The sequence below is a fragment of the Mesorhizobium sp. WSM4310 genome (assembly GCF_007003935.1).
Classification (GTDB): domain Bacteria; phylum Pseudomonadota; class Alphaproteobacteria; order Rhizobiales; family Rhizobiaceae; genus Mesorhizobium.
This window is the reverse complement of the sequence record NZ_VFTA01000017.1, coordinates 76,494-95,238: the sequence shown is the minus strand read 5'-3', so window position 1 is coordinate 95,238 and position 18,745 is coordinate 76,494. Positions and strand designations below refer to the sequence as shown.

The 18,745-nt window shown below is 63.1% G+C and carries 21 protein-coding genes; 15 read left to right on the top strand and 6 right to left on the bottom strand.

Going from position 1 to position 18,745, the window contains the following annotated elements; translation table 11 throughout:
- Nucleotides 1–129: 129 nt before the first annotated feature.
- Nucleotides 130–648, bottom strand: a complete 519-nt coding sequence (locus FJV80_RS19235; RefSeq protein ID WP_095771847.1) for a prepilin peptidase — start codon at nt 646–648, stop codon at nt 130–132.
- 175 nt (nt 649–823) lie between these two features.
- A complete protein-coding gene (locus FJV80_RS19230; RefSeq protein ID WP_027043512.1) occupies nt 824–1,000 on the bottom strand; it encodes a Flp family type IVb pilin in 177 nt (58 codons plus the stop codon).
- A 355-nt stretch (nt 1,001–1,355) separates the two neighbouring features.
- On the opposite strand from FJV80_RS19230, the gene FJV80_RS19225 reads away from it, so the two are divergent.
- The 3 genes from FJV80_RS19225 (at nt 1,356) to FJV80_RS19215 (ending at nt 3,167) form a co-directional block, all read left to right on the top strand.
- Entirely contained in the window at nt 1,356–1,778 is a 423-nt protein-coding gene (locus FJV80_RS19225) for a pilus assembly protein N-terminal domain-containing protein (RefSeq protein ID WP_095771846.1), read from the top strand.
- A gap of 140 nt (nt 1,779–1,918) precedes the next feature.
- The gene (locus tag FJV80_RS19220) at nt 1,919–2,509 is read left to right on the top strand and encodes a TadE/TadG family type IV pilus assembly protein (RefSeq protein ID WP_095771845.1); all 591 of its coding nucleotides are present in this window, start codon (nt 1,919–1,921) and stop codon (nt 2,507–2,509) included.
- A 34-nt stretch (nt 2,510–2,543) separates the two neighbouring features.
- Complete coding sequence (locus tag FJV80_RS19215) at nt 2,544–3,167, top strand: TadE/TadG family type IV pilus assembly protein (protein WP_095771844.1); 624 nt, start codon at nt 2,544–2,546, stop codon at nt 3,165–3,167.
- 6 nt (nt 3,168–3,173) lie between these two features.
- Here FJV80_RS19215 and FJV80_RS19210 read toward each other — a convergent pair whose 3' ends face one another.
- Complete coding sequence (locus tag FJV80_RS19210) at nt 3,174–4,097, bottom strand: phosphate/phosphite/phosphonate ABC transporter substrate-binding protein (protein WP_142877142.1); 924 nt, start codon at nt 4,095–4,097, stop codon at nt 3,174–3,176.
- Between the two features lie 270 nt (nt 4,098–4,367).
- Between FJV80_RS19210 and FJV80_RS19205 the strand changes: the two genes are divergently transcribed.
- The 9 genes from FJV80_RS19205 to FJV80_RS19165 all read left to right on the top strand — a co-directional run bounded on the left by FJV80_RS19205 (nt 4,368) and on the right by FJV80_RS19165 (nt 14,066).
- Nucleotides 4,368–5,609 (top strand): phosphopentomutase, encoded by a 1,242-nt coding sequence (locus tag FJV80_RS19205; protein ID WP_142877141.1) that lies wholly within the window; start codon nt 4,368–4,370, stop codon nt 5,607–5,609.
- Nucleotides 5,602–6,492 carry a bifunctional DNA-formamidopyrimidine glycosylase/DNA-(apurinic or apyrimidinic site) lyase gene (mutM, locus tag FJV80_RS19200; protein WP_142877140.1) on the top strand — a complete coding sequence of 297 codons (891 nt, stop codon included), beginning with the start codon at nt 5,602–5,604 and terminating at the stop codon, nt 6,490–6,492. Before FJV80_RS19205 ends, mutM begins: the two co-directional genes overlap by 8 nt.
- A gap of 32 nt (nt 6,493–6,524) precedes the next feature.
- A complete protein-coding gene (locus FJV80_RS19195) occupies nt 6,525–7,298 on the top strand; it encodes an enoyl-CoA hydratase (protein ID WP_095787288.1) in 774 nt (257 codons plus the stop codon).
- A 181-nt stretch (nt 7,299–7,479) separates the two neighbouring features.
- A complete protein-coding gene (gene rpsT / locus FJV80_RS19190) occupies nt 7,480–7,746 on the top strand; it encodes a 30S ribosomal protein S20 (RefSeq protein WP_010913342.1) in 267 nt (88 codons plus the stop codon).
- A gap of 852 nt (nt 7,747–8,598) precedes the next feature.
- Nucleotides 8,599–10,143 (top strand): chromosomal replication initiator protein DnaA, encoded by a 1,545-nt coding sequence (gene dnaA / locus FJV80_RS19185; RefSeq protein ID WP_142877139.1) that lies wholly within the window; start codon nt 8,599–8,601, stop codon nt 10,141–10,143.
- Between the two features lie 306 nt (nt 10,144–10,449).
- On the top strand, nt 10,450–11,568 hold the full coding sequence (gene dnaN, locus FJV80_RS19180; RefSeq protein WP_010913340.1) for a DNA polymerase III subunit beta: 1,119 nt from the start codon (nt 10,450–10,452) through the stop codon (nt 11,566–11,568).
- An 83-nt stretch (nt 11,569–11,651) separates the two neighbouring features.
- Nucleotides 11,652–12,791, top strand: a complete 1,140-nt coding sequence (gene recF / locus FJV80_RS19175; protein ID WP_142877138.1) for a DNA replication/repair protein RecF — start codon at nt 11,652–11,654, stop codon at nt 12,789–12,791.
- 31 nt (nt 12,792–12,822) lie between these two features.
- A complete protein-coding gene (locus tag FJV80_RS19170; RefSeq protein ID WP_095771837.1) occupies nt 12,823–13,575 on the top strand; it encodes a molybdopterin-synthase adenylyltransferase MoeB in 753 nt (250 codons plus the stop codon).
- 14 nt (nt 13,576–13,589) lie between these two features.
- The gene (locus FJV80_RS19165; protein WP_142877137.1) at nt 13,590–14,066 is read left to right on the top strand and encodes a GNAT family N-acetyltransferase; all 477 of its coding nucleotides are present in this window, start codon (nt 13,590–13,592) and stop codon (nt 14,064–14,066) included.
- A gap of 46 nt (nt 14,067–14,112) precedes the next feature.
- On the opposite strand, the gene FJV80_RS19160 is transcribed toward FJV80_RS19165, so the two are convergent.
- A complete protein-coding gene (locus FJV80_RS19160; protein ID WP_019863085.1) occupies nt 14,113–15,114 on the bottom strand; it encodes a D-glycerate dehydrogenase in 1,002 nt (333 codons plus the stop codon).
- 148 nt (nt 15,115–15,262) lie between these two features.
- Here FJV80_RS19160 and FJV80_RS19155 point away from each other — a divergent pair, with 148 nt between their 5' ends.
- Nucleotides 15,263–15,823 (top strand): SH3 domain-containing protein, encoded by a 561-nt coding sequence (locus FJV80_RS19155; RefSeq protein WP_140888182.1) that lies wholly within the window; start codon nt 15,263–15,265, stop codon nt 15,821–15,823.
- Here FJV80_RS19155 and FJV80_RS19150 read toward each other — a convergent pair.
- Entirely contained in the window at nt 15,813–16,280 is a 468-nt protein-coding gene (locus tag FJV80_RS19150) for a DUF4260 domain-containing protein (protein WP_246688996.1), read from the bottom strand. The genes FJV80_RS19155 and FJV80_RS19150 overlap by 11 nt on opposite strands.
- Nucleotides 16,277–16,708 carry an iron response transcriptional regulator IrrA gene (irrA, locus tag FJV80_RS19145; RefSeq protein ID WP_010913333.1) on the bottom strand — a complete coding sequence of 144 codons (432 nt, stop codon included), beginning with the start codon at nt 16,706–16,708 and terminating at the stop codon, nt 16,277–16,279. Before irrA ends, FJV80_RS19150 begins: the two co-directional genes overlap by 4 nt.
- Before the next feature lie 242 nt (nt 16,709–16,950).
- On the opposite strand from irrA, the gene fabA reads away from it, so the two are divergent.
- A complete protein-coding gene (gene fabA, locus FJV80_RS19140; RefSeq protein ID WP_095771834.1) occupies nt 16,951–17,466 on the top strand; it encodes a 3-hydroxyacyl-[acyl-carrier-protein] dehydratase FabA in 516 nt (171 codons plus the stop codon).
- A gap of 49 nt (nt 17,467–17,515) precedes the next feature.
- Nucleotides 17,516–18,736 carry a beta-ketoacyl-ACP synthase I gene (gene fabB, locus FJV80_RS19135; RefSeq protein ID WP_142877136.1) on the top strand — a complete coding sequence of 407 codons (1,221 nt, stop codon included), beginning with the start codon at nt 17,516–17,518 and terminating at the stop codon, nt 18,734–18,736.
- The last annotated feature ends 9 nt before the right edge of the window (nt 18,737–18,745 follow it).

Genomic DNA, 18,745 nt, shown 5'->3' with positions numbered 1-18,745 from the left:
ACGATCGTGATTAATTTAAGGTTTACATAAATTGTCTGGATCGCGCCGCCACGGATCAAAGGGGCCTAGCGAAGGCTCATTTCAAAGCCGGCCGGGCAATGCGGTGGGGGAAACGGAAAACGATCGCGTTCAGCTCGCAAGCCTGGCCAGCGCCCACACCATCAAAGGTGAGTCCGGATAGGTCAGCAGCCCGCCAAGGCCGAGCGCGATCCCGTAGGGAATCCCGACCGACTCTTCCGCGAAATGGCGCAGGAACGGATTGCTGCCCGTCATAACCGCTAGCGGCGACTTCCGGTAAAGCAGGATGGCGATCGTCAGCAGGCCGCCGATGAGTGTCGAGACAACAAGGTATTCGACGAGTTGGATGTTCAACCCCATCCACACGGCCGTCGCGGCCAGCAGCTTGGCATCGCCGCCTCCCATGCCACCCATTGCGAACAGGCCGAACGTCACGGCAAGGACCAGGGCGCCGGCGGCGAAATGCCAACCATAGGCTGCCCATTCCATACCCGTCAGCGGCGCGACCAGCGCGAACACGACGACAAGCAGCACCGACACGCGATTGGCAATTGTCATCGACAGCATGTCGGAGATCGCTGCAAACAGCATGCAGAACGGAAAGACGACGAAGATCAGGGCTTCAAGCATCGGCGCTCATGCCTATTTGTAGGGGCTTCCAAGCAATTCAATATAGGCCGGTTCGATTAACGTTCGATGAGACCCGTAAAGAGAGACGCCCACCCTTGCCAACGAGAACAAAACAGGGGCCGCTATGTAGCGGCCCCTGTCCAGAACATTAGCTGAGCGTTCAGCAATAGGCAGATCAGCTGCCGCTGCTGTTCAGGGTGGTTCCGATCGACGTGAACTTGGCGTTGATTGCATTGCCAAGGGCGCCGGCGCCGGTGATGATGGCGAGCGCGATGAGGGCGGCGATCAGACCATATTCGATAGCGGTCGCGCCGGATTCGTCCTTCACGAAACGTGCAAAAAGGTTAGACATTCGAGAGCTCCTACTCCACGTGTTACAGCACTTCCGTCAACTTCTGTGATGGTTGATCGGATGCTGCCAATCTAGGGAGAAGCTCTTTCGATCGGCTTAATAAACAGCCTTACCGATTCCTTTCCCGGCTCGAACGGAATGCGTGGTTAACCCGACGCTAAGCGCTGGCTAACCTACTGTTTCCCAAGCCAATGCCGCGAAAGACAAGGCTTTGGCAAAGCTTGCGACTGGCGCGAATCCAACCCCGTGAACAGCCACGTCGATCGCCACATCCGGCGCCGGCAAGCCGACTTAACCGTTGGTTCACCAATCTCGTTCATGTTCCGTTGAACAGTTTGCTAGCGGGAGCGCATCGATGGCCGTGCAGAGATCCTCAATCCTGATTGCCGTGCTTCTTGCCGCCACGAGCTTGATCACGCCAGCCGTGGCCGCCGCCGATATCGAAGTGACGATGAATCAGGCCAAGATCGTGAAGTTGTCGCGTCCCGCCGACACGATCGTCGTCGGCAACCCGGCCATCGCTGATGCCTCGGTCCAGGACGCCTCCACGATCGTGCTCACCGGCAAGGGTTTCGGCGTCACCAATCTCGTCGTTCTCGACCAGGAGGGCAGCCCGATCGTCGACGCGCAGGTTACCGTCGTGCGGCAGGCGGCCTCGTCGGTTCGCATTTACCGGCGTGCAGAGGTCCAGACCATGTCCTGCACGCCCTATTGCGAAAGCTCCTACAAGAGCGAGGCTGAAAAATCCTCCGAGGCCGAGATGAGCGTGAGCAAATAGGCTACGCGGCGCCACCAGCCTGTCCAGGTTACCGGCCGGTTAAGGCGCCGGCGCCGACTTTAACGATCATTCAAACCGGGCCTCAATTGGTTTGCGCTAGTACACCTGTCGGAACCGTCCAGGGGTGGCAGGAACAGGACATGGGCAACGAATTCAGCTCGACAGATCAGCACAAGGCGGAGCGCGCCGGGTTTCTGACGCGCTTCCTTCGCAATCGCCGTGGCAGCACCGCCATCGAATTCTCGATACTTGCATTGCCGTTCGCCCTCCTCATATTCGCCATCCTTGAAAGCTGCATCTCGTTTGCCGGCCAGGAAGTGATGGCCAACATCACCGACGATGTCGCGCGTCAGTTGCGCACCGGCCAGCTGCGGCCGGCGGATGTCGCCGGGAGCAAATTGACGACCCTGATCTGCGGCAGGCTGCAGATCATCGTCTCCACGGATTGCCCGCAACAACTGCTCGTGGACCTTCGCGAGTATCCGACCTTCGCGGACGCGGCCACCGCGACCTTCAAGATCCAGAACGGCGATGTCGTGCTGATGCAAGGCACGAACTCACAGACTTTCGCAAACACGCCTGGCCTGGCGGAATCTAAGAACATGCTGCGGGTCTTCTACAAATGGCCTGTCATGACCGATCTGATGGCCAAGTCGATGGCCAATCTGAGTGGTGGCAGGACGCTGCATTTTGCGTCGGTGACCTGGCAGAACGAGCCGTTCGACAATTGAGTTCAGAACGACCAACAAGAAAAAGGCAAATGCCATGATGCGTGCGGGGGCACATCTGAAAATCTCGGAGTCCTGGAGCAGAGCCATCGGATTCTGGTCTAATCGCAAGGGCATCGCGGCGGTCGAGTTCGCTCTTATCGTTCCGATCCTGCTGGTCTTGTACTTCATGACCATGGAGGCTTCGCAGGCCATCGAGACCAGCAAGAAGGTCAGCCGCATCGGCAGCATGGTTGCCGATCTCGTCACGCAGCAGCCGACCATCGTCAAGACGGATCTCGACGCCATCATGAAAATCGGCACTTCGACCATTCAGCCCTACAACCGATCGACGCCGAACATCACGATCACGGCAATACAGGTCACGACCGACGCAACGCCGCTGGTGAAAGTGGTGTGGTCGCGCAAGGTGGCGGGTGGCGTCTACGGCGTCGGTGCCGCCGCGGGCACGACCACGACGGTTCCGGCAACGCTCAGGGTCGCCGGAACCTTCCTCATCCGCGTCGAGAGCAATCTGGCCTATACACCGATCATCGGCTGGACGACGGACACCCAGCAGAAGCTCGGATTGACCCAATCCCTTACCACCACGATCCCGATGGGCGAGACCTACTACCTGCGTCCGCGCAGAAGCCTGACCATCCCCTGCGGCGATTGCTGAAGCCTTTTACTGCCGGCCGCCATCGGCCGACACCAGGCGCACGATGGCTTGCGCCGTCGCATAGTCTTTTGGGGCCACGGTCAGAAAGCCGCCGGAGTGCTTCGATTCCAGGAGATCGTAGACATCCGGCGTCGTCGATTTGAGGTTGGTGAGGAATACGGTCAGCCGGCGCCTGGCTTCCGGGTCGAGATCGCTGCGCACGGCATGGGGACCGTATCTCAGCAGGCTCGACATCCACACCACCTGGAGAGCCGACGGCGAAAGGCCGGCCGCTTCGAGCCTGGCCTGCGTGCCGCCGGATAGCAGCGGCTGGCCGTCGGCCGCGGCCCTCACCCAGCCGAACGTGGCGTCGGCATCGCCGTCGACAAGCATGGCTTCCGCCGCGGACGCCGTATCGGCATGGAGCAGAAACGGAGCATCCTCGGCGATCTCTGCGTGTTCGGCGGCCAGCTCCGTCAGCGGCAAAAGCGAGCCCCCGACGCTGTCCGGCGGCGGCATGGCGATCCGGTGCGTCTCCATCGCCGCCAGGCCTGACAGCTTGCCGTCCCGGGTCAACAGCACGGAGCGGATGCCGACCGCACCATCGGAATCGACCGGAGCCACCAGCGGTTCGACACATCCGCAACGCTGCAGCGCCGTCGCGTAGGCCGTCGCCGAATAGATGGCGTACTCGATCCGGGCGTTGGCCTGCGCCTCGATCAGTGCCGCGTAGTCGCGCGCGACGACAAACTCCACCTTCATGCCAAGCGCGTTGGTAAAGGATTGCGTCAACAGCGCCAGCCCCGGGACAGTGTTGCCGGCGCCGGGCTCGGCGACGATGCCGATGCGGAATGTGCCGATATCGTCGCGCCAGTCGGCCCGCGCCGGACCACAGCAGAGCGCGCCGTGCATGACCACGAGGGCAGCATATGTCTTCAGCGCGGCGCTCATGACAAGACCGTCCTGCGTTTCCTTCGATCCATGTCCAAGCCCGTGCGTCGTGCTTTACATCTCGGATTGTATCTGTCGTCGTTGCCCCAACCCGCGCGCACTTGGGCGACATGCTCTCTTGGTTTGTCCATGCCGTTGTCCCAAAACCGCTGCACGTTTTCGGGCGACATGGACTGGACTGTCGCGCCAAGCCGTTGCCGTTTGGTTTCCGAATTGCCAACGCCATCTTGGAACCCTATGTCTGGGCGTCCAAACTGGCAACAATGACCGATGGCGCGCGCTTTCCTCTTCGTCCTGGACTCTTTCGGCATCGGCGGTGCGACCGACGCCGAACGCTATGGCGACGGCGGCGCCAACACGCTTGCGCACATTGCCGAAGCTTGCGTCGAAGGGCGCGCGGATCGCGAGCGGCTTCGGCAAGGGCCGCTGTTTGTCCCGCACATGGCATCGCTCGGGCTTGGCAAGGCAGCGGAGACGGCGACAGGGTTGGGTTTTGCCCATTTCGGGACGGATCTGGTCGCCAACGCCTTCCATGGCGCGGCGCAGGAAGTTTCGAGCGGCAAGGACACACCCTCCGGCCACTGGGAGATCGCCGGGCTGCCGGTGCGTTTCGACTGGGGTTACTTCCCGGATACGGTTCCCGCCTTTCCGGCTGATCTGACCGCGGCGATGATCCGCGAGGGCGAGGTGCCAGGCATTCTCGGCAACTGCCATGCGCCGGGCACCGAGATCATCGAACGGTTCGGCGAGGAACACATCCGTACCGGCAAGCCTATCTGTTACACCTCCGTCGATTCGGTCCTGCAGATCGCCGCACATGAAGTTCATTTCGGGTTGGATCGGCTTTATGAATTCTGTCAGGTGGTGCGCCGGCTGGTTGATCCGCTCAGAATCGGGCGCGTGATCGCACGACCGTTCGTCGGCGAGACCGCCGCCACCTTCCAGCGGACCTACAATCGCCATGACTATGCCGTGCCACCGCCGGAGCCGACCTTGCTTGACCGGCTGACGGCGCGGGGAAGCCGCGTCATCGCCGTCGGCAAGATCGGTGACATCTTCGCCCATCGCGGGATTTCGGAAGTGCGCAAGGCCGCCGGCAACATGGCCATGTTCGACAAGGCGCTCGGTGCGATGGACGATGCCGGCGACGGCGATCTCGTTTTCGCCAATTTCGTCGATTTCGACACCGAATTCGGCCACCGCCGCGACGTCGCCGGCTATGCCGCCGCGCTCGAGGCCTTCGACCGACGGCTGCCGGAAGCATTCGCCAAGCTGCGGCAGGGCGACCTTCTCATCCTGACGGCCGACCACGGCAATGACCCGACCTGGCGAGGGACCGATCACACGCGTGAACGCATCCCGGTGATCGGCATGGGACCGGATCTGGCAGGTGGCGACATCGGATTGAGAACGACATTCGCCGATATCGGCGAAACCGTCGCCGACCACCTCGGGCTGGCGCCCGGCCGCTACGGCACTTCTTTCCATCCGATGATTGGCGGCCATGCCTGAATTGCCCGAAGTCGAAACGGTCCGGCGTGGCCTGCAGCCGGTCCTGGAAGGTGCCCGTCTGATCAGGGTCGAGGCGCGTCGGCCAGACCTCCGGTTTCCCTTTCCCGAACGGTTTTCGGAAAGGCTGACGGGCAGGACCATCACCGCACTCGGCCGCCGGGCCAAATATCTGACCATGCATGTGCAGGACGGCCCCGTGCTGATCTGCCATCTCGGCATGTCGGGCTCCTTTCGCATCGAGACCGACGACGACGGTGAGATACCCGGCGTGTTCCACCAAGAGCGCTCGAAAAGCACGGTACACGACCATGTGGTGTTCGATGTGGTCGGTGCCGACGGCGCCCGGTCCCGCGTGATCTTCAACGACCCGCGCCGCTTCGGCTTCATGCTGTTTGCGGAAGGATCGCCGGAGACGCATCCGATGCTGGCCGGGCTGGGCGTCGAGCCAACGGGCAATACGCTGGACGGCGCGCTGCTGGCCTCGTTGCTGCAAGGCCGCGGATCGCCGCTGAAGGCAGCACTTCTTGACCAGAAGCTGATCGCGGGACTTGGCAATATTTATGTCTCGGAGGCGCTTTGGCGCGCCGGCCTGTCGCCCTTGCGCGAGGCGGGCACCATCGCCAAGCCGGGCAAGAAGGCCAGACAACAAAGCGAACGCCTCGCCGAGGCGATCCGCTCGGTCATATCGGATGCCATCGCCGCCGGCGGGTCTTCGCTGCGCGACTACATGCACACCGATGGATCGCTGGGCTATTTCCAGCATTCCTTCGCCGTCTACGACCGTGAGGGCGAGCCCTGCCCGAAGCCCGGCTGCGGCGGCCATATCGAGCGCGTCGTGCAGAGCGGACGCTCGACCTTCTATTGCCGGACGTGTCAGAGCTGAGTTAGACCGGGGTGGAGCGAGGAGAAGCAGCCATGGCCTATGAAACGATCATCACCGAGACGCGCGGCAAGGTCGGACTGGTCACTCTGAACCGGCCAAAGGCGCTCAATGCGCTGAACCTTCAGCTTCTGGCCGAACTGGTCGCGGCCGTGAAGGACTTCGATGCCGACGCCGGCATCGGCGCCGTGGTCATTACAGGTTCCGACAAGGCCTTTGCCGCCGGCGCCGACATCAAGGAAATGCAGGCAATCTCCTTTGCGGACGCCTATCTGCAGGACCTGTTCGGCGGCTGGGAAGACCTGACGCGGGTGCGCAAACCCGTTATCGCCGCGGTGGCCGGCTATGCGCTCGGCGGCGGATGCGAACTGGCAATGATGTGCGACTTCATCATTGCCGCCGACACGGCCAAATTCGGTCAGCCCGAAATCACGCTCGGCGTCATTCCCGGCATGGGCGGGTCGCAACGCCTGACCCGGTTTGTCGGCAAGTCGAAGGCAATGGACATGTGCCTGACCGGACGGATGATGGATGCGGCGGAAGCCGAGCGCTCAGGTCTGGTGTCGCGGGTCGTGCCCGCCGCCGAGCTTGTCGAGGAGGCGGTCAAGGCGGCCGCCAAGATCGCCGACTTCTCGCTGCCGTCGGTGATGATGGCGAAGGAAGCCGTCAACCGTTCCTATGAGACGACGCTGGCCGAGGGATTGCGGTTCGAACGTCGTCTGTTCCATTCGCTTTTCGCGCTCGAAGACCAGAAGGAAGGCATGGCGGCCTTCGCCGAAAAGCGGAAGCCGAATTTCGCCAATCGGTAGAGCCTTGCCGGCCCGCGATCGAAACCCTGTGGCGTCGGCCAAAAAGAACGCCAGGCAGCGTTGACGCGCCGGAAAAGCTGAACTATAAGCCGCACCAACCGAGGCGGCCCTGTGGCTGCCCGTTTGTTTTTTGCGCCCTGCGGCATACCGCGTGCGCCGACCAGATCAGAAGAGAGGCATCATGGCCAACACATCCTCGGCCAAAAAGGCAACGCGCAAGATCGCCCGCCGCGCGGCGATCAACAAGAACCGCCGCTCGCGCGTGCGCACCTATGTCCGCCAGGTCGAAGAGGCGCTCGCCTCCGGTGACAAGGCAGCCGCGCAGGCCGCCTTCAAGGCCGCCGAGCCGGAATTGATGCGTGCCGCAACCAAGGGCGTCATCCACAAGAACACAGCGTCCCGCAAGGTGTCGCGCCTGGCCGCACGGCTCAAGGTGCTGTCGGCCTAACATCGCTATACAGACTAGCTTGTCTAAAACCCGGCCGATCGCGCCGGGTTTTTTTCGTTTGCCGGCAAGTACTTAAAAAGAATGCTCGGAAACGGCGCCTAGGGCGGCTTCCAAGCTTCCAAATGCTTTGCCGGCACATACATGCCCGCCGATGGTTGTCACGCTTAAAAAGCGTCGCCCAGGAAATCCCCGGCTATCAGAAATAAGCAATATTTTTCAGATAGTTACCAATGGTCATCCACAGCCCATCCACAGCGCTCGAAAGCGACGGGAGGACAACTGGCTGTCAAGCGAATTATTTCAGAATATTTCGTATCGGCCCGGCTTTTTCATATTCGCCGGAAAAGGGTTTGAATCACAATGGCTTTGTCAAAATACGCCGCTGCGGTATGGCGCCCGAAGGCGCCGGAGGTAACCAGATTCCTTAAAAATCCGTTAGACGTGGCCTTGCCCTATCCACAGCGATTTCGGTAATGTCCATCCATCGAAGGGGACGGGCCTCTGGCCCTTAACCCAGCCTGACGCGGCCAGCTTAAATTGGCGGGATTTGCGACGCGGATCAATTCCGCGGACGGCTTTGGTTTGCTCTTTTCGATACGGTAGGGGACTGGCGTAACGAGACATGGCAGGTTGACAGCGCGCCGGCGTTTTTCGCCGGACGATGTTGTATTGCCCTGACATACCCAACGCGGACTGGCTTCCATGGGCCGGCACCGGTTCCCTACGGATTGTGGCGACGTTCATTGCCGGCGGCGGCAACGGGCATCGTAGCGAAGACACAGTCGCTGGAACAAGGATGCAGGAGGCGCGTCCCCGGCGGAAAACAGGTACAGAAAGACAAGGAACTCGATCATGCAGAGCGGCATCGAAAGGGAGCTTACGGGCGACCTCCCATTTCCTGGAACTTTGATCGGAGCAAACGAGATGGCGGTCTCCAGCGACGCGGAACAGAAGTTCGACCGGGTCAAAGCCCAGTTGAAGGCGCGTCTGGGAGCTGAAGTCTATTCGAGCTGGTTCGGCCGCATGAAGGTCGCGGAAGCGTCCAAGGGCATTGTCCGCATCTCGGTCCCCACCGCGTTCCTGCGCTCGTGGATCAATGGCCATTACCTCGACCTCATCTCCGAACTGTGGAAGCAGGAGGATGCCGATCTCCTCAAGATCGAGATCGTGGTGCGCACGGCCACTCGTCAGGGGCGCAGCCAGGTCGAACCGGAATTGGCGCCGGCGCGCAAGATGACACGGCAGACGCAGACGGCGCTGGCCGCCGGCACCGTAAGCCCCGGCAGGGTCGAACGGCCCCCGGTACCGCGCCCGGGTGCGGCGGTCGAGAGCGAGTTCCGCCATAATGTTCTGGGGTCGCCGCTTGATCCGCGCTACACGTTCGGCTCCTTCATCGAGGGGCCGTCGAACCGGGTGGCGTTCGCCGCCGCCAAGGCCGTGGCGGAATCGCAGTCGAGCGCCGTGCGCTTCAATCCACTATTCCTGCATGCGACCGTCGGGCTCGGCAAGACCCACCTGCTGCAGGCCATCGCGGCGGAATCGCTGAAGCAGAACCCGAAGTCCCGCGTCGTCTATCTCACCGCGGAATATTTCATGTGGCGCTTCGCCACGGCGATCCGCGACAACAACGCGCTGACGCTCAAGGAGCAGCTGCGCGACATCGACCTCCTGATCATCGACGACATGCAGTTCCTGCAGGGCAAGTCGATCCAGCATGAATTCTGCCATTTGATCAACATGCTGCTCGACAGCGCCAAGCAGGTCGTTGTCGCTGCCGACCGGCCGCCGTCGGAGCTGGAATCGCTGGAGCCGCGCGTCCGCTCGCGTCTCAATGGCGGCGTCGCGCTTGAAATGTCGGCGCCCGATTTCGCCATGCGCCTCGGCATGCTCAAGCTGCGCCTGGCCACGGCCAGGGTCGACGACGCATCGCTCGATATTTCCGAAGAGATCCTCAATCACGTCGCCCGCACCGTGACCGGCAGCGGACGCGAACTGGAGGGCGCCTTCAATCAGCTGCTGTTCCGGCAGTCGTTCGAGCCGCAGATCACCATCGACCGCATCGATGAGATCCTCGGCCACATCTATCGCACCGGCGAGCCGAAGCGGGTCCGCATCGAGGACATCCAGCGCATCGTGGCGCGCCACTACAATGTGTCGAAGACCGAATTGCTTTCCAACCGGCGCACGCGCACCATCGTCAAGCCACGGCAGGTCGCGATGTACCTGTCGAAGGTGATGACGCCCCGCTCACTGCCGGAAATCGGACGGCGCTTCGGCGGCCGCGACCACACCACCGTGCTGCACGCCGTGCGCAAGATCGAAGACCTTTCCGGCAATGACAACACGCTGGCACAGGAACTCGAGCTGCTGCGACGGCTGATCAACGATCAGGCCTGATCGGGCCCGGAACAGGCAAGCCGGAACTGCGTTAGAATTCAACGGCTTGCCTGCCCAGCTGTCGGTTCGGAATGGGCTCGCGGCATCGACCGGCGACGATCCAGATTCCGGATTCAGCACACCGGCAGGAGGTCTTCGCGGCGTTTATCCCCAGAAAGCCCGCGCAGCCGGCCCGAACCGGTGTCGCGGGCTTGCGTTTGCTAGCTTTTTCCTGTCAGTTTACGCAGATTCTGAGCCTGTTCAGACCTTTCGCGGGGCGCCGCCAGCCGGAGACCCGCTCATCCTTTCAAGCGAGCCTGTTTCGTCATGCGTGTTATCCTGGAACGGTCAAATCTCCTGAAGTCGCTCAACCACGTCCACCGTGTGGTCGAACGGCGCAACACGATACCGATCCTGTCCAATGTGCTGCTCAGCGCCGAAGGCGCCAGCCTGGAAATGAAGGCCACCGACCTCGACCTGGAGGTGACGGAAGCAACGCCAGCCAAGGTGGAGCGTGGCGGGGCGACGACGGTCCCAGCGCATCTGCTCTACGACATCGTGCGCAAGCTCTCGGACGGCGCCGAGGTGATGCTGAAGACAGACGAGGACGGCAACGCCATGACGGTGACGTCGGGCCGCTCGAGCTTCCGCCTGCAGTGCCTGCCGCAATCCGATTTCCCCGAACTTTCGGCCGGATCGTTCTCGCATATCTTCCGGCTCGACTCGGTTGCCCTGAAGGGGCTGATCGAGAAGACGCAGTTCGCCATTTCCACCGAGGAGACGCGCTATTATCTCAACGGCATCTACCTGCACACGCATGAAGTCGGCGGCAAGCTGAAGCTGCGCTCGGTGGCGACCGACGGCCACCGCCTGGCGCGCGCCGAAATCGACGCGCCAGCAGGTTCCGAAGGCATGCCGGGCATCATCATTCCGCGCAAGACGGTGAGCGAGCTGCAGAAACTGGTCGACGATCCGGATGTCGCCGTGACCACCGAACTATCCGATACCAAGATCCGCTTCACCATCGGCAGCGTGGTCCTGACCTCGAAGCTGATCGACGGCACCTTCCCCGATTATCAGCGGGTCATTCCGACGGGCAACGACAAGAAGCTGATCCTCGACCGCCAGAGCTTTGCCGCTGCGGTCGATCGCGTCTCGACCATTTCCTCCGAACGCGGCCGCGCGGTGAAGCTTTCGATCAGCGAAGGCCAGGTGACGCTTGCGGTCAACAACCCGGATTCCGGCAGCGCCACCGAGGAACTGGCTGCCGATTACTCGTCCGACCCGATCGAGATCGGCTTCAACGCCAAATATCTGCTCGATGTCGCCGCGCAGCTGACCGGCACGGAAGCCAAATTCATGCTGGCCGATGCCGGCTCGCCGACCCTGATCCACGACATGGCCGACGAGACCGCGCTTTACGTGCTGATGCCGATGCGGGTGTAGCCGGCGCTGCATCATCGATCCGGCGCTGCGACAGGACCGGCGGCAAGAACAATGATTGCGGCACTTCTACAGGCGGATAGCGGTTGCCGGCACAGACGCATATAAGTAAGCTTACACTTACTAATTTCCGCAACTATGCGGCGCTGGCGATCGATCTCGCCCCGGGCGCAGTCGTGTTTTCCGGCGACAATGGCGCCGGCAAAACCAACCTGCTCGAAGCGATTTCCTTTCTGACGCCCGGGCGTGGCTTGCGCCGTGCCCCTTACGCCGATGTCGCGCGCGAAGGCGGCGATGGCGGCTTTGCGCTGCATGCCCGGCTCGATGGGCCCGACGGCCGGGTCGAGATCGGCACGGGCGTTTCCGTCGGCGAGGGCGAAGGCGGCAGGCGCGTTCGCATCAACGGCGCGACCGCCCGATCGGCCGAAGACATGCTGGAATGGCTGCGCGTGGTGTGGCTGACGCCGGCCATGGATGCGCTGTTCACCGGACCGGCCGCGGATCGCCGGCGCTTTCTCGACCGGCTGGTTCTGGCGATCGATCCCGGCCACGGCCAGCGTGCGCTCGACTACGAAAAGGCCATGCGCGGCCGTAATCGCCTGCTTACGGATGGATCTCGCGACGATCGCTGGTTCGAGGCGATCGAGACGCAGATGGCCGAAACCGGCGTCGCCATTGCGGCGGCGCGCGCCGAACTGGTGCGCCTGCTCGCCGCCATGATCGACAGGCTGCCCGACACGGGGCCGTTCCCGCAGGCCGACATCAGCCTTTCGGGCGATCTGGAAGCCGAGGTTTCCAGCGCGCCGGCGGTCGATGTCGAGGAGTGGTTCCGCCGCGCGCTCGCCGGTGGACGTGATCGCGATCGTGCCGCGGGACGAACGCTCGAAGGCCCGCACCGTTCCGATCTCCTGGTGCGGCACCGGCCCAAGGCGATGCCGGCCGAGCTTTGTTCGACCGGCGAGCAGAAGGCCTTGCTGGTCGGTATCGTGCTCTCGCACGCACGACTGACCGGCGAGATGTCCGGAATGACGCCGATCCTGCTGCTGGATGAGATCGCCGCCCATCTCGACGGAGGGCGGCGGGCGGCACTGTTCTCGATCCTCGAGGAGTTGAACTGCCAGGCCTTCATGACGGGAACCGATGCCGCGCTGTTCTCCAGCCTCAGGGGGCGTGCGCAATTCCTGACCGTCGACCATGGCACGGTTGGGCCAACCGAAGACGCCTGACAAGGTTTTTCGGCCGCTGTATTGTCCTGACATGACCACTGCGCTCACCGCCGACGAGATCGAACGCTATGCCCGCCACATCGTGCTGCCGGAGGTCGGCGGTGCGGGCCAACAGAAACTCAAGCAAGCGCGCGTCCTGGTGATCGGCGCCGGCGGGCTGGGCGCGCCGGTGCTCGAATACCTTGCGGCGGCCGGCGTCGGCACGCTCGGCATTGTCGACGACGACACCGTGTCGCTCTCCAATCTGCAGCGTCAGGTCATCCACGACACCGATACGGTCGGTAAACTGAAAACCGACAGCGCCAGGGCGGCAATCGCCCGCATCAATCCCAACACCGCGGTCGAGACGCACACGTTCCGGCTGAGCGCCGACAACGCCCCTGCCCTCGTCGCCCGCTATGACATCGTGGTCGACGGTTCCGACAATTTCGAGACCCGTTATACGGTGGCCGACGCCTGTGCGAGCGCGCGGAAACCCCTGGTGCATGCCGCCGTTGGCCGCTTCGATGGGTCGGTGACGGTGCTGAAGCCGTTCGAGGTCGGCAAGGATGGCAAGCCCAACCCGGGCTATCGCGATCTCTTTCCCGAAGCGCCACCGCCAGGCCTGGTGCCGTCCTGCGCCGAGGCCGGGGTGCTTGGTGCGCTGACCGGCGTCGTCGGCACGCTGCAGGCGATGGAGGCGATCAAGCTGATCACCGGCATCGGCGAGCCTCTGGTCGGCCGACTGCTGCTCTACGATGCGCTCGCCGCGCGCTTTGAGACGATCCGCTACGCCAGGCGCTGATCTTGGAGCGGACCATGCCCTTCTCCATCGACCGCATTCCGGCCGATTTCGGCCGCTGGGACGAGGTGCTTGCCTTGATCATGCGTGCCTTCGCCTTCATGGATGGCGTCATCGACCCTCCGTCCTCGGCTCACCTGCTCACCATCGACACACTGCGCGACAAGGCCCGGCGGGAGACCGGGTTCGTGGCCATCGATGGCGACAGGATCGTCGGCTGCGTCTTCGCTGAGGAAAGGGCCGACGATCTTTACGTCGGCAAGCTCGCCGTCGCCCCGGACTGCCAGGGGCAAGGCATCGGCCGGCGACTGATGAAGTCGGTCGAACGTCTCGCGCTCGATCGCGGCAAGGCGGCGCTGGAACTGCAGACGCGCATCGAGCTTACCGCCAATCACGCCGCCTTTGCCCGCCTCGGCTTTCACGAGACCGGGCGGACGGCGCATGACGGCTACGCCAAGCCGACATCGATCACCATGCGCAAGGCCCTTTCGTAAGCCTTGGCTTGCATTTGAAGAACAGGGAGCGCGGCGCGCGATACCGTCAGGTTCTGAGCGGCAGCACGCGGTCGGGCGGGCGGTGACCGTCAACGAAGGCCCGGATGTTGATGATGACCTTCTCGCCCATGTCGATGCGGCCCTCGAGCGTCGCCGAACCCATATGCGGCAAAAGCACGACCTTGTGCCGGGCAGCAAGCTTGAGCAGCTTGGCATTGAGCGCCGGCTCATGCTCGTAGACGTCGAGGCCGGCGCCGGCGATCTTGCCGTCCTGGATCAGCTTGACCAGCGCTTCCTCGTCGATGATGTCGCCGCGCGCGGTGTTGACGACATAGGCCGTCGGCTGCAGCAGCGCCAAGCGCCGTGCCGACAGAAGATGGAAGGTCGCGGGCGTCGACGGACAATTGACGGAAATGATGTCCATGCGGGCCAGCATCTGGTCGAGGCTCTCCCAATAGGTCGCCTCCAGCCCGTCCTCGACCGCCGGCAAAACACGATGGCGGTTGTGATAGTGGATGGACAGGCCGAAAGCCTTGGCCCGGCGCGCGACGGCCGTGCCGATGCGGCCCATGCCGACGATGCCCAGCCGCTTGCCCCAGATGCGCCGGCCAAGCATCCAGGTCGGCGACCAGCCGGCCCATTTCTTGTCGCCGGTGAGCACATTGGCGCCCTCCGCGAGCCGGCGCGGCACCGCCAGCATCAGCGCCATGGTCATGTCGGCGGTGTCTTCGGTCAGCACATTGGGCGTGTTGGTGACGGTGATGCCCCTCTTGGCGGCCGCGGCCACGTCGATCTTGTCGACGCCGTTGCCGAAATTGGCGATCAGCTTGAGGTTGTCGCCGGCCTGGGCGATCAGCGCCGCGTCGATCTGGTCGGTCACCGTCGGCACCAGCACGTCGGCTTCCTTGACCGCGGCGACCAGCTCGGGCTGCGTCATCGGCCTGTCCTCGACATTCAGCCTGGCGTCGAACAGCTCGCGCATGCGGGTCTCGACAGGGTCGGGCAGCTTTCGCGTGATGACCACGAGAGGCTTCTTTTTGCCTACCATTGTTTCCCTCGTTGAGACCTCTTTAACCAAGACCGGCGAAACTGAAAGCCGGTCGCGGTAGCCGATTTACCCATGTAACAAGCGGTGCCGCCGAAGACAAAGAAAAAGGGGCGCCAAGGCCACCGGGCCGGCGCCGAAAGGAACGAAAGTGTCTGGTTTCGCGTCGCTTCGCCTGGCCATCAGCGCAGCATTTCTCGGCGCTCTCCTCTATTCCCCGCTTGCCGCGGCGCAGGGCGCGGCCGCGCCCGCCCAGAGCGCCGTCACGCTCGGGCCGAGCGGCCTGCCGCTGCCGCGATTCGTCAGCCTGAAGTCCGGCCGCGTCAATTCGCGCGTCGGTCCCGGCGCCAACTACTCGGTCGACTGGATGTATATGAAGGCCGGCCTGCCGATGGAGGTCGTCCAGGAGTTCGACACGTGGCGCCGCGTGCGCGACGCCGATGGCTCGGAGGGCTGGATCAACCAGTCGCTGCTGTCAGGCCGGCGCACGGCGATCATCGCGCCCTGGCAGCGCGGCAAGGGTGCCCAGATCAACCTTATGAAAAGTCCCGACAAGGATGCCCGTGTGGTGGCGATCGTCGAGCCGGGCGTCATGGGCACGATCAAGTCCTGCGACGGCCAGTGGTGCGAAATGACGCTCGACGGCCACACCGGCTGGCTCGCCCAGGCCGCGGTCTGGGGCGCCTATCCCGGCGAGCGGGTCAAGGACTGAGCTCGTCCCGCTTGCGCCCGATGCGGCCAAGGTGGGTGTCCTGAAAACCGGTTGGCAGTTTCAGGCCGTAGCCCAGTGCGCGGTCGATGGCGATGTGGGCGATCCAGATCAGTGCGACCGCGATCGCGACCGCATGACCGGACAGGTACCCGACGAGCAGCAGCAGCACCGGTACGATGAGGATGTGCAGGGCGTTGTAGGCGATGGCGCCGGTGCGCGGCCCGCCGAGATAGCCGAACATTGACAGGTCCGGCGCCAGGATGAGCAATCCGAAGAGCCACCAGGAAACGCCTGACCAAGCGTAGAAGACGATCGCAACGGCCGCCACGACAGCCCATTCGAGGCGGATTATCAGGTCGAGGGGCTTCATCCCTGGCAGATTACTCTGGCCTGACAGATTATTCTGGCCTGACAGATCACTGCCGGCCGATCCGATTGTTCTGGCCTCACCGGTCATTCCTGGCGCTTGGGGCGCAGCCTCACCACGATGTCGACATTGGCGATTTCCATGCCCTCGGGCGGATCCGGCAGGTTGGTGACCGTCACCGGACCGTTCGCGATGTCGAAAATCCGGTTTTCGCCTTCGATGTAGAAATGATGGTGGTCGGAGGTGTTGGTGTCGAAATAGGTCTTGGCGCCCTCGACGGCGAGGATGCGCAGCAGCCCCGCCTGTGTGAACTGGTGGAGCGCGTTGTAGACCGTAGCCAGCGACACCGGCACGCCGGCGGCCAGCGCCTCCTCGTGCAGTTCCTCGGCCGAGAGATGGCGATCGCCCTTGGCGAAAAGCAGGTCGGCCAGCGCAATGCGCTGCCGTGTCGGCCTCAGGCCGGCCTCACGTACCCGCTTGTCCACAGCGACATTTTCCTTCCGGCAGCCCCGGTCCATCTGGTCTTCCAAGCCAACAGTCCCGCTTCAAGACACGCCCAGAATGGCAAAAAAATGAATGCCTGCCGAAACCGGACCCCTGTCGACATATATTCGGTCGTCCGAATGCGATCAATAGCGCGCATTGACCCGGGCAGACTGGCGGGTTAAGCGCAAACGCCGGTTTCCGGCCTGAAACAGATTGTGTTAGGACACCAACGACAAGGGCGCGCTACCGCCCGGACGATATGGGGACGAGATTGATGCCGGGTAAATCCAGCTACGACTACGAAGAATTGCTGGCCTGCGCCCGCGGCGAGCTGTTCGGAGAGGGCAATGCCCAGCTGCCCTACCCGCCGATGCTGATGTTCGACCGTATCACCGAGATCAGCGAGACCGGCGGCGCCTTCGACAAGGGCTTTATCCGTGCGGAGTTCGATATCAAGCCGGACCTGTGGTTCTTTGCCTGCCATTTTATCGGCAATCCGATCATGCCAGGGTGCCTCGGCCTGGACGCCTTATGGCAGTTGACCGGCTTCTACCTTGGCTGGCTCGGCGAACCCGGCAAGGGAATGGCGCTGTCGACCGGTGAGGTCAAGTTCAAGGGCATGGTCACGCCATCGGTCAAGAAGGTCGAGTATGGCGTGGATTTCAAGCGTGTCATGCGCGGCCGGTTGGTGCTGGGCATCGCCGATGGCTGGATGAAGGCGGATGGCGAGCCCATATATGCGGCGACGGACCTGAAGGTCGGTCTGTCCAAGCAGTCGGCGGTCGGTTGACCGCACCCTTGGCCGACCCACTGGCCAGCATCCCTGGAAGGAGTTGCGAATGAGACGTGTCGTAGTCACAGGCCTCGGCATCGTGTCGTCGATCGGCAACAATGCCAACGAGGTGCAGACCTCGCTGCATGACGCCAGATCCGGCATCAGCTTTTCCGATTCCTTTGCCGAGCACGGCTTCCGCTGCCAGGTCTGGGGCGCACCGACACTCGACCCCTCGGCCATGATCGATCGCCGCGCGATGCGCTTCCTGAGCCAAGGAGCTGCCTGGAACCACGTCGCCATGGACCAGGCGATCGCCGATGCGGGCCTCGGCGAAAGCGACATCACCAATGAGCGCACCGGTATCGTCATGGGCTCGGGCGGCCCCTCCACCCGCACCATCGTCGAGGCGGCCGAGACCACGCTGAAGAACGGCAGCCCCAAGCGCATCGGCCCCTTCGCGGTGCCGAAGGCGATGTCGTCGACCGCGTCGGCAACGCTGGCCACCTGGTTCAAGATCCACGGCGTCAACTACTCGATCTCGTCGGCCTGCTCGACCTCGGCGCATTGCATCGGCAATGGCTACGAGCTGATCCAGTGGGGCAAGCAGGACATGGTCTTTGCCGGCGGCCACGAGGATCTCGACTGGACGATGTCGGACCTGTTCGACGCCATGGGCGCCATGTCGTCCAAGTTCAACGACAGGGCCTCGGCCGCTTCCCGAGCCTATGACGTCAATCGCGACGGCTTCGTCATCGCCGGCGGCGCCGGCGTGCTGGTGCTGGAAGAACTGGAGCATGCCAAGGCGCGCGGCGCCAAGATCTACGCCGAGATCGTCGGCTACGGCGCGACCTCGGACGGTTTCGACATGGTGGCACCCTCCGGCGAAGGCGCGGTCCGCTGCATGCGCCAGGCGCTGGCGACGGTGTCCACGCCGGTCGACTACATCAACACCCACGGCACCTCGACGCCGGTGGGGGATTCCAAGGAAATGGGCGCCATCCGCGAGGTGTTCGGCGAAAAAATGCCGTTCATCACCTCGACGAAGTCGCTGACCGGCCATTCGCTGGGCGCGGCCGGCGTTCAGGAGTCGATCTATTCGATCCTGATGATGCAAGGCGGCTTCATCGGCGAAAGCGCCCATATCGAGACCCTCGACCCCGAATTCGAGGGCATGCCGATCGTGCGCAAGCGCATCGACAACGCCAAGATCGATACCGTCCTGTCAAATTCCTTCGGTTTCGGTGGCACCAACGCAACGCTGATTTTCCAGCGCTATGCCGCATAAGGCCAGCGG

Excerpts from the sequence above, each read along its gene's own strand:
- irrA (WP_010913333.1), bottom strand. The coding sequence starts at position 16,708 with ATGGACCGGGGCTGCCGGAAGGAAAATGTCGCTGTGGACAAGCGGGTA.
- FJV80_RS19225 (WP_095771846.1), top strand. The coding sequence starts at position 1,356 with ATGGCCGTGCAGAGATCCTCAATCCTGATTGCCGTGCTTCTTGCCGCC.
- FJV80_RS19210 (WP_142877142.1), bottom strand. The coding sequence starts at position 4,097 with ATGAGCGCCGCGCTGAAGACATATGCTGCCCTCGTGGTCATGCACGGC.
- rpsT (WP_010913342.1), top strand. The coding sequence starts at position 7,480 with ATGGCCAACACATCCTCGGCCAAAAAGGCAACGCGCAAGATCGCCCGC.
- FJV80_RS19165 (WP_142877137.1), top strand. The coding sequence starts at position 13,590 with ATGCCCTTCTCCATCGACCGCATTCCGGCCGATTTCGGCCGCTGGGAC.
- FJV80_RS19215 (WP_095771844.1), top strand. The coding sequence starts at position 2,544 with ATGATGCGTGCGGGGGCACATCTGAAAATCTCGGAGTCCTGGAGCAGA.
- FJV80_RS19160 (WP_019863085.1), bottom strand. The coding sequence starts at position 15,114 with ATGGTAGGCAAAAAGAAGCCTCTCGTGGTCATCACGCGAAAGCTGCCC.
- fabB (WP_142877136.1), top strand. The coding sequence starts at position 17,516 with ATGAGACGTGTCGTAGTCACAGGCCTCGGCATCGTGTCGTCGATCGGC.
- FJV80_RS19235 (WP_095771847.1), bottom strand. The coding sequence starts at position 648 with ATGCTTGAAGCCCTGATCTTCGTCGTCTTTCCGTTCTGCATGCTGTTT.
- FJV80_RS19195 (WP_095787288.1), top strand. The coding sequence starts at position 6,525 with ATGGCCTATGAAACGATCATCACCGAGACGCGCGGCAAGGTCGGACTG.
- FJV80_RS19150 (WP_246688996.1), bottom strand. The coding sequence starts at position 16,280 with ATGACCGGTGAGGCCAGAACAATCGGATCGGCCGGCAGTGATCTGTCA.
- FJV80_RS19220 (WP_095771845.1), top strand. The coding sequence starts at position 1,919 with ATGGGCAACGAATTCAGCTCGACAGATCAGCACAAGGCGGAGCGCGCC.
- dnaA (WP_142877139.1), top strand. The coding sequence starts at position 8,599 with ATGCAGAGCGGCATCGAAAGGGAGCTTACGGGCGACCTCCCATTTCCT.
- FJV80_RS19205 (WP_142877141.1), top strand. The coding sequence starts at position 4,368 with ATGGCGCGCGCTTTCCTCTTCGTCCTGGACTCTTTCGGCATCGGCGGT.
- fabA (WP_095771834.1), top strand. The coding sequence starts at position 16,951 with ATGCCGGGTAAATCCAGCTACGACTACGAAGAATTGCTGGCCTGCGCC.
- dnaN (WP_010913340.1), top strand. The coding sequence starts at position 10,450 with ATGCGTGTTATCCTGGAACGGTCAAATCTCCTGAAGTCGCTCAACCAC.
- FJV80_RS19170 (WP_095771837.1), top strand. The coding sequence starts at position 12,823 with ATGACCACTGCGCTCACCGCCGACGAGATCGAACGCTATGCCCGCCAC.
- FJV80_RS19230 (WP_027043512.1), bottom strand. The coding sequence starts at position 1,000 with ATGTCTAACCTTTTTGCACGTTTCGTGAAGGACGAATCCGGCGCGACC.
- mutM (WP_142877140.1), top strand. The coding sequence starts at position 5,602 with ATGCCTGAATTGCCCGAAGTCGAAACGGTCCGGCGTGGCCTGCAGCCG.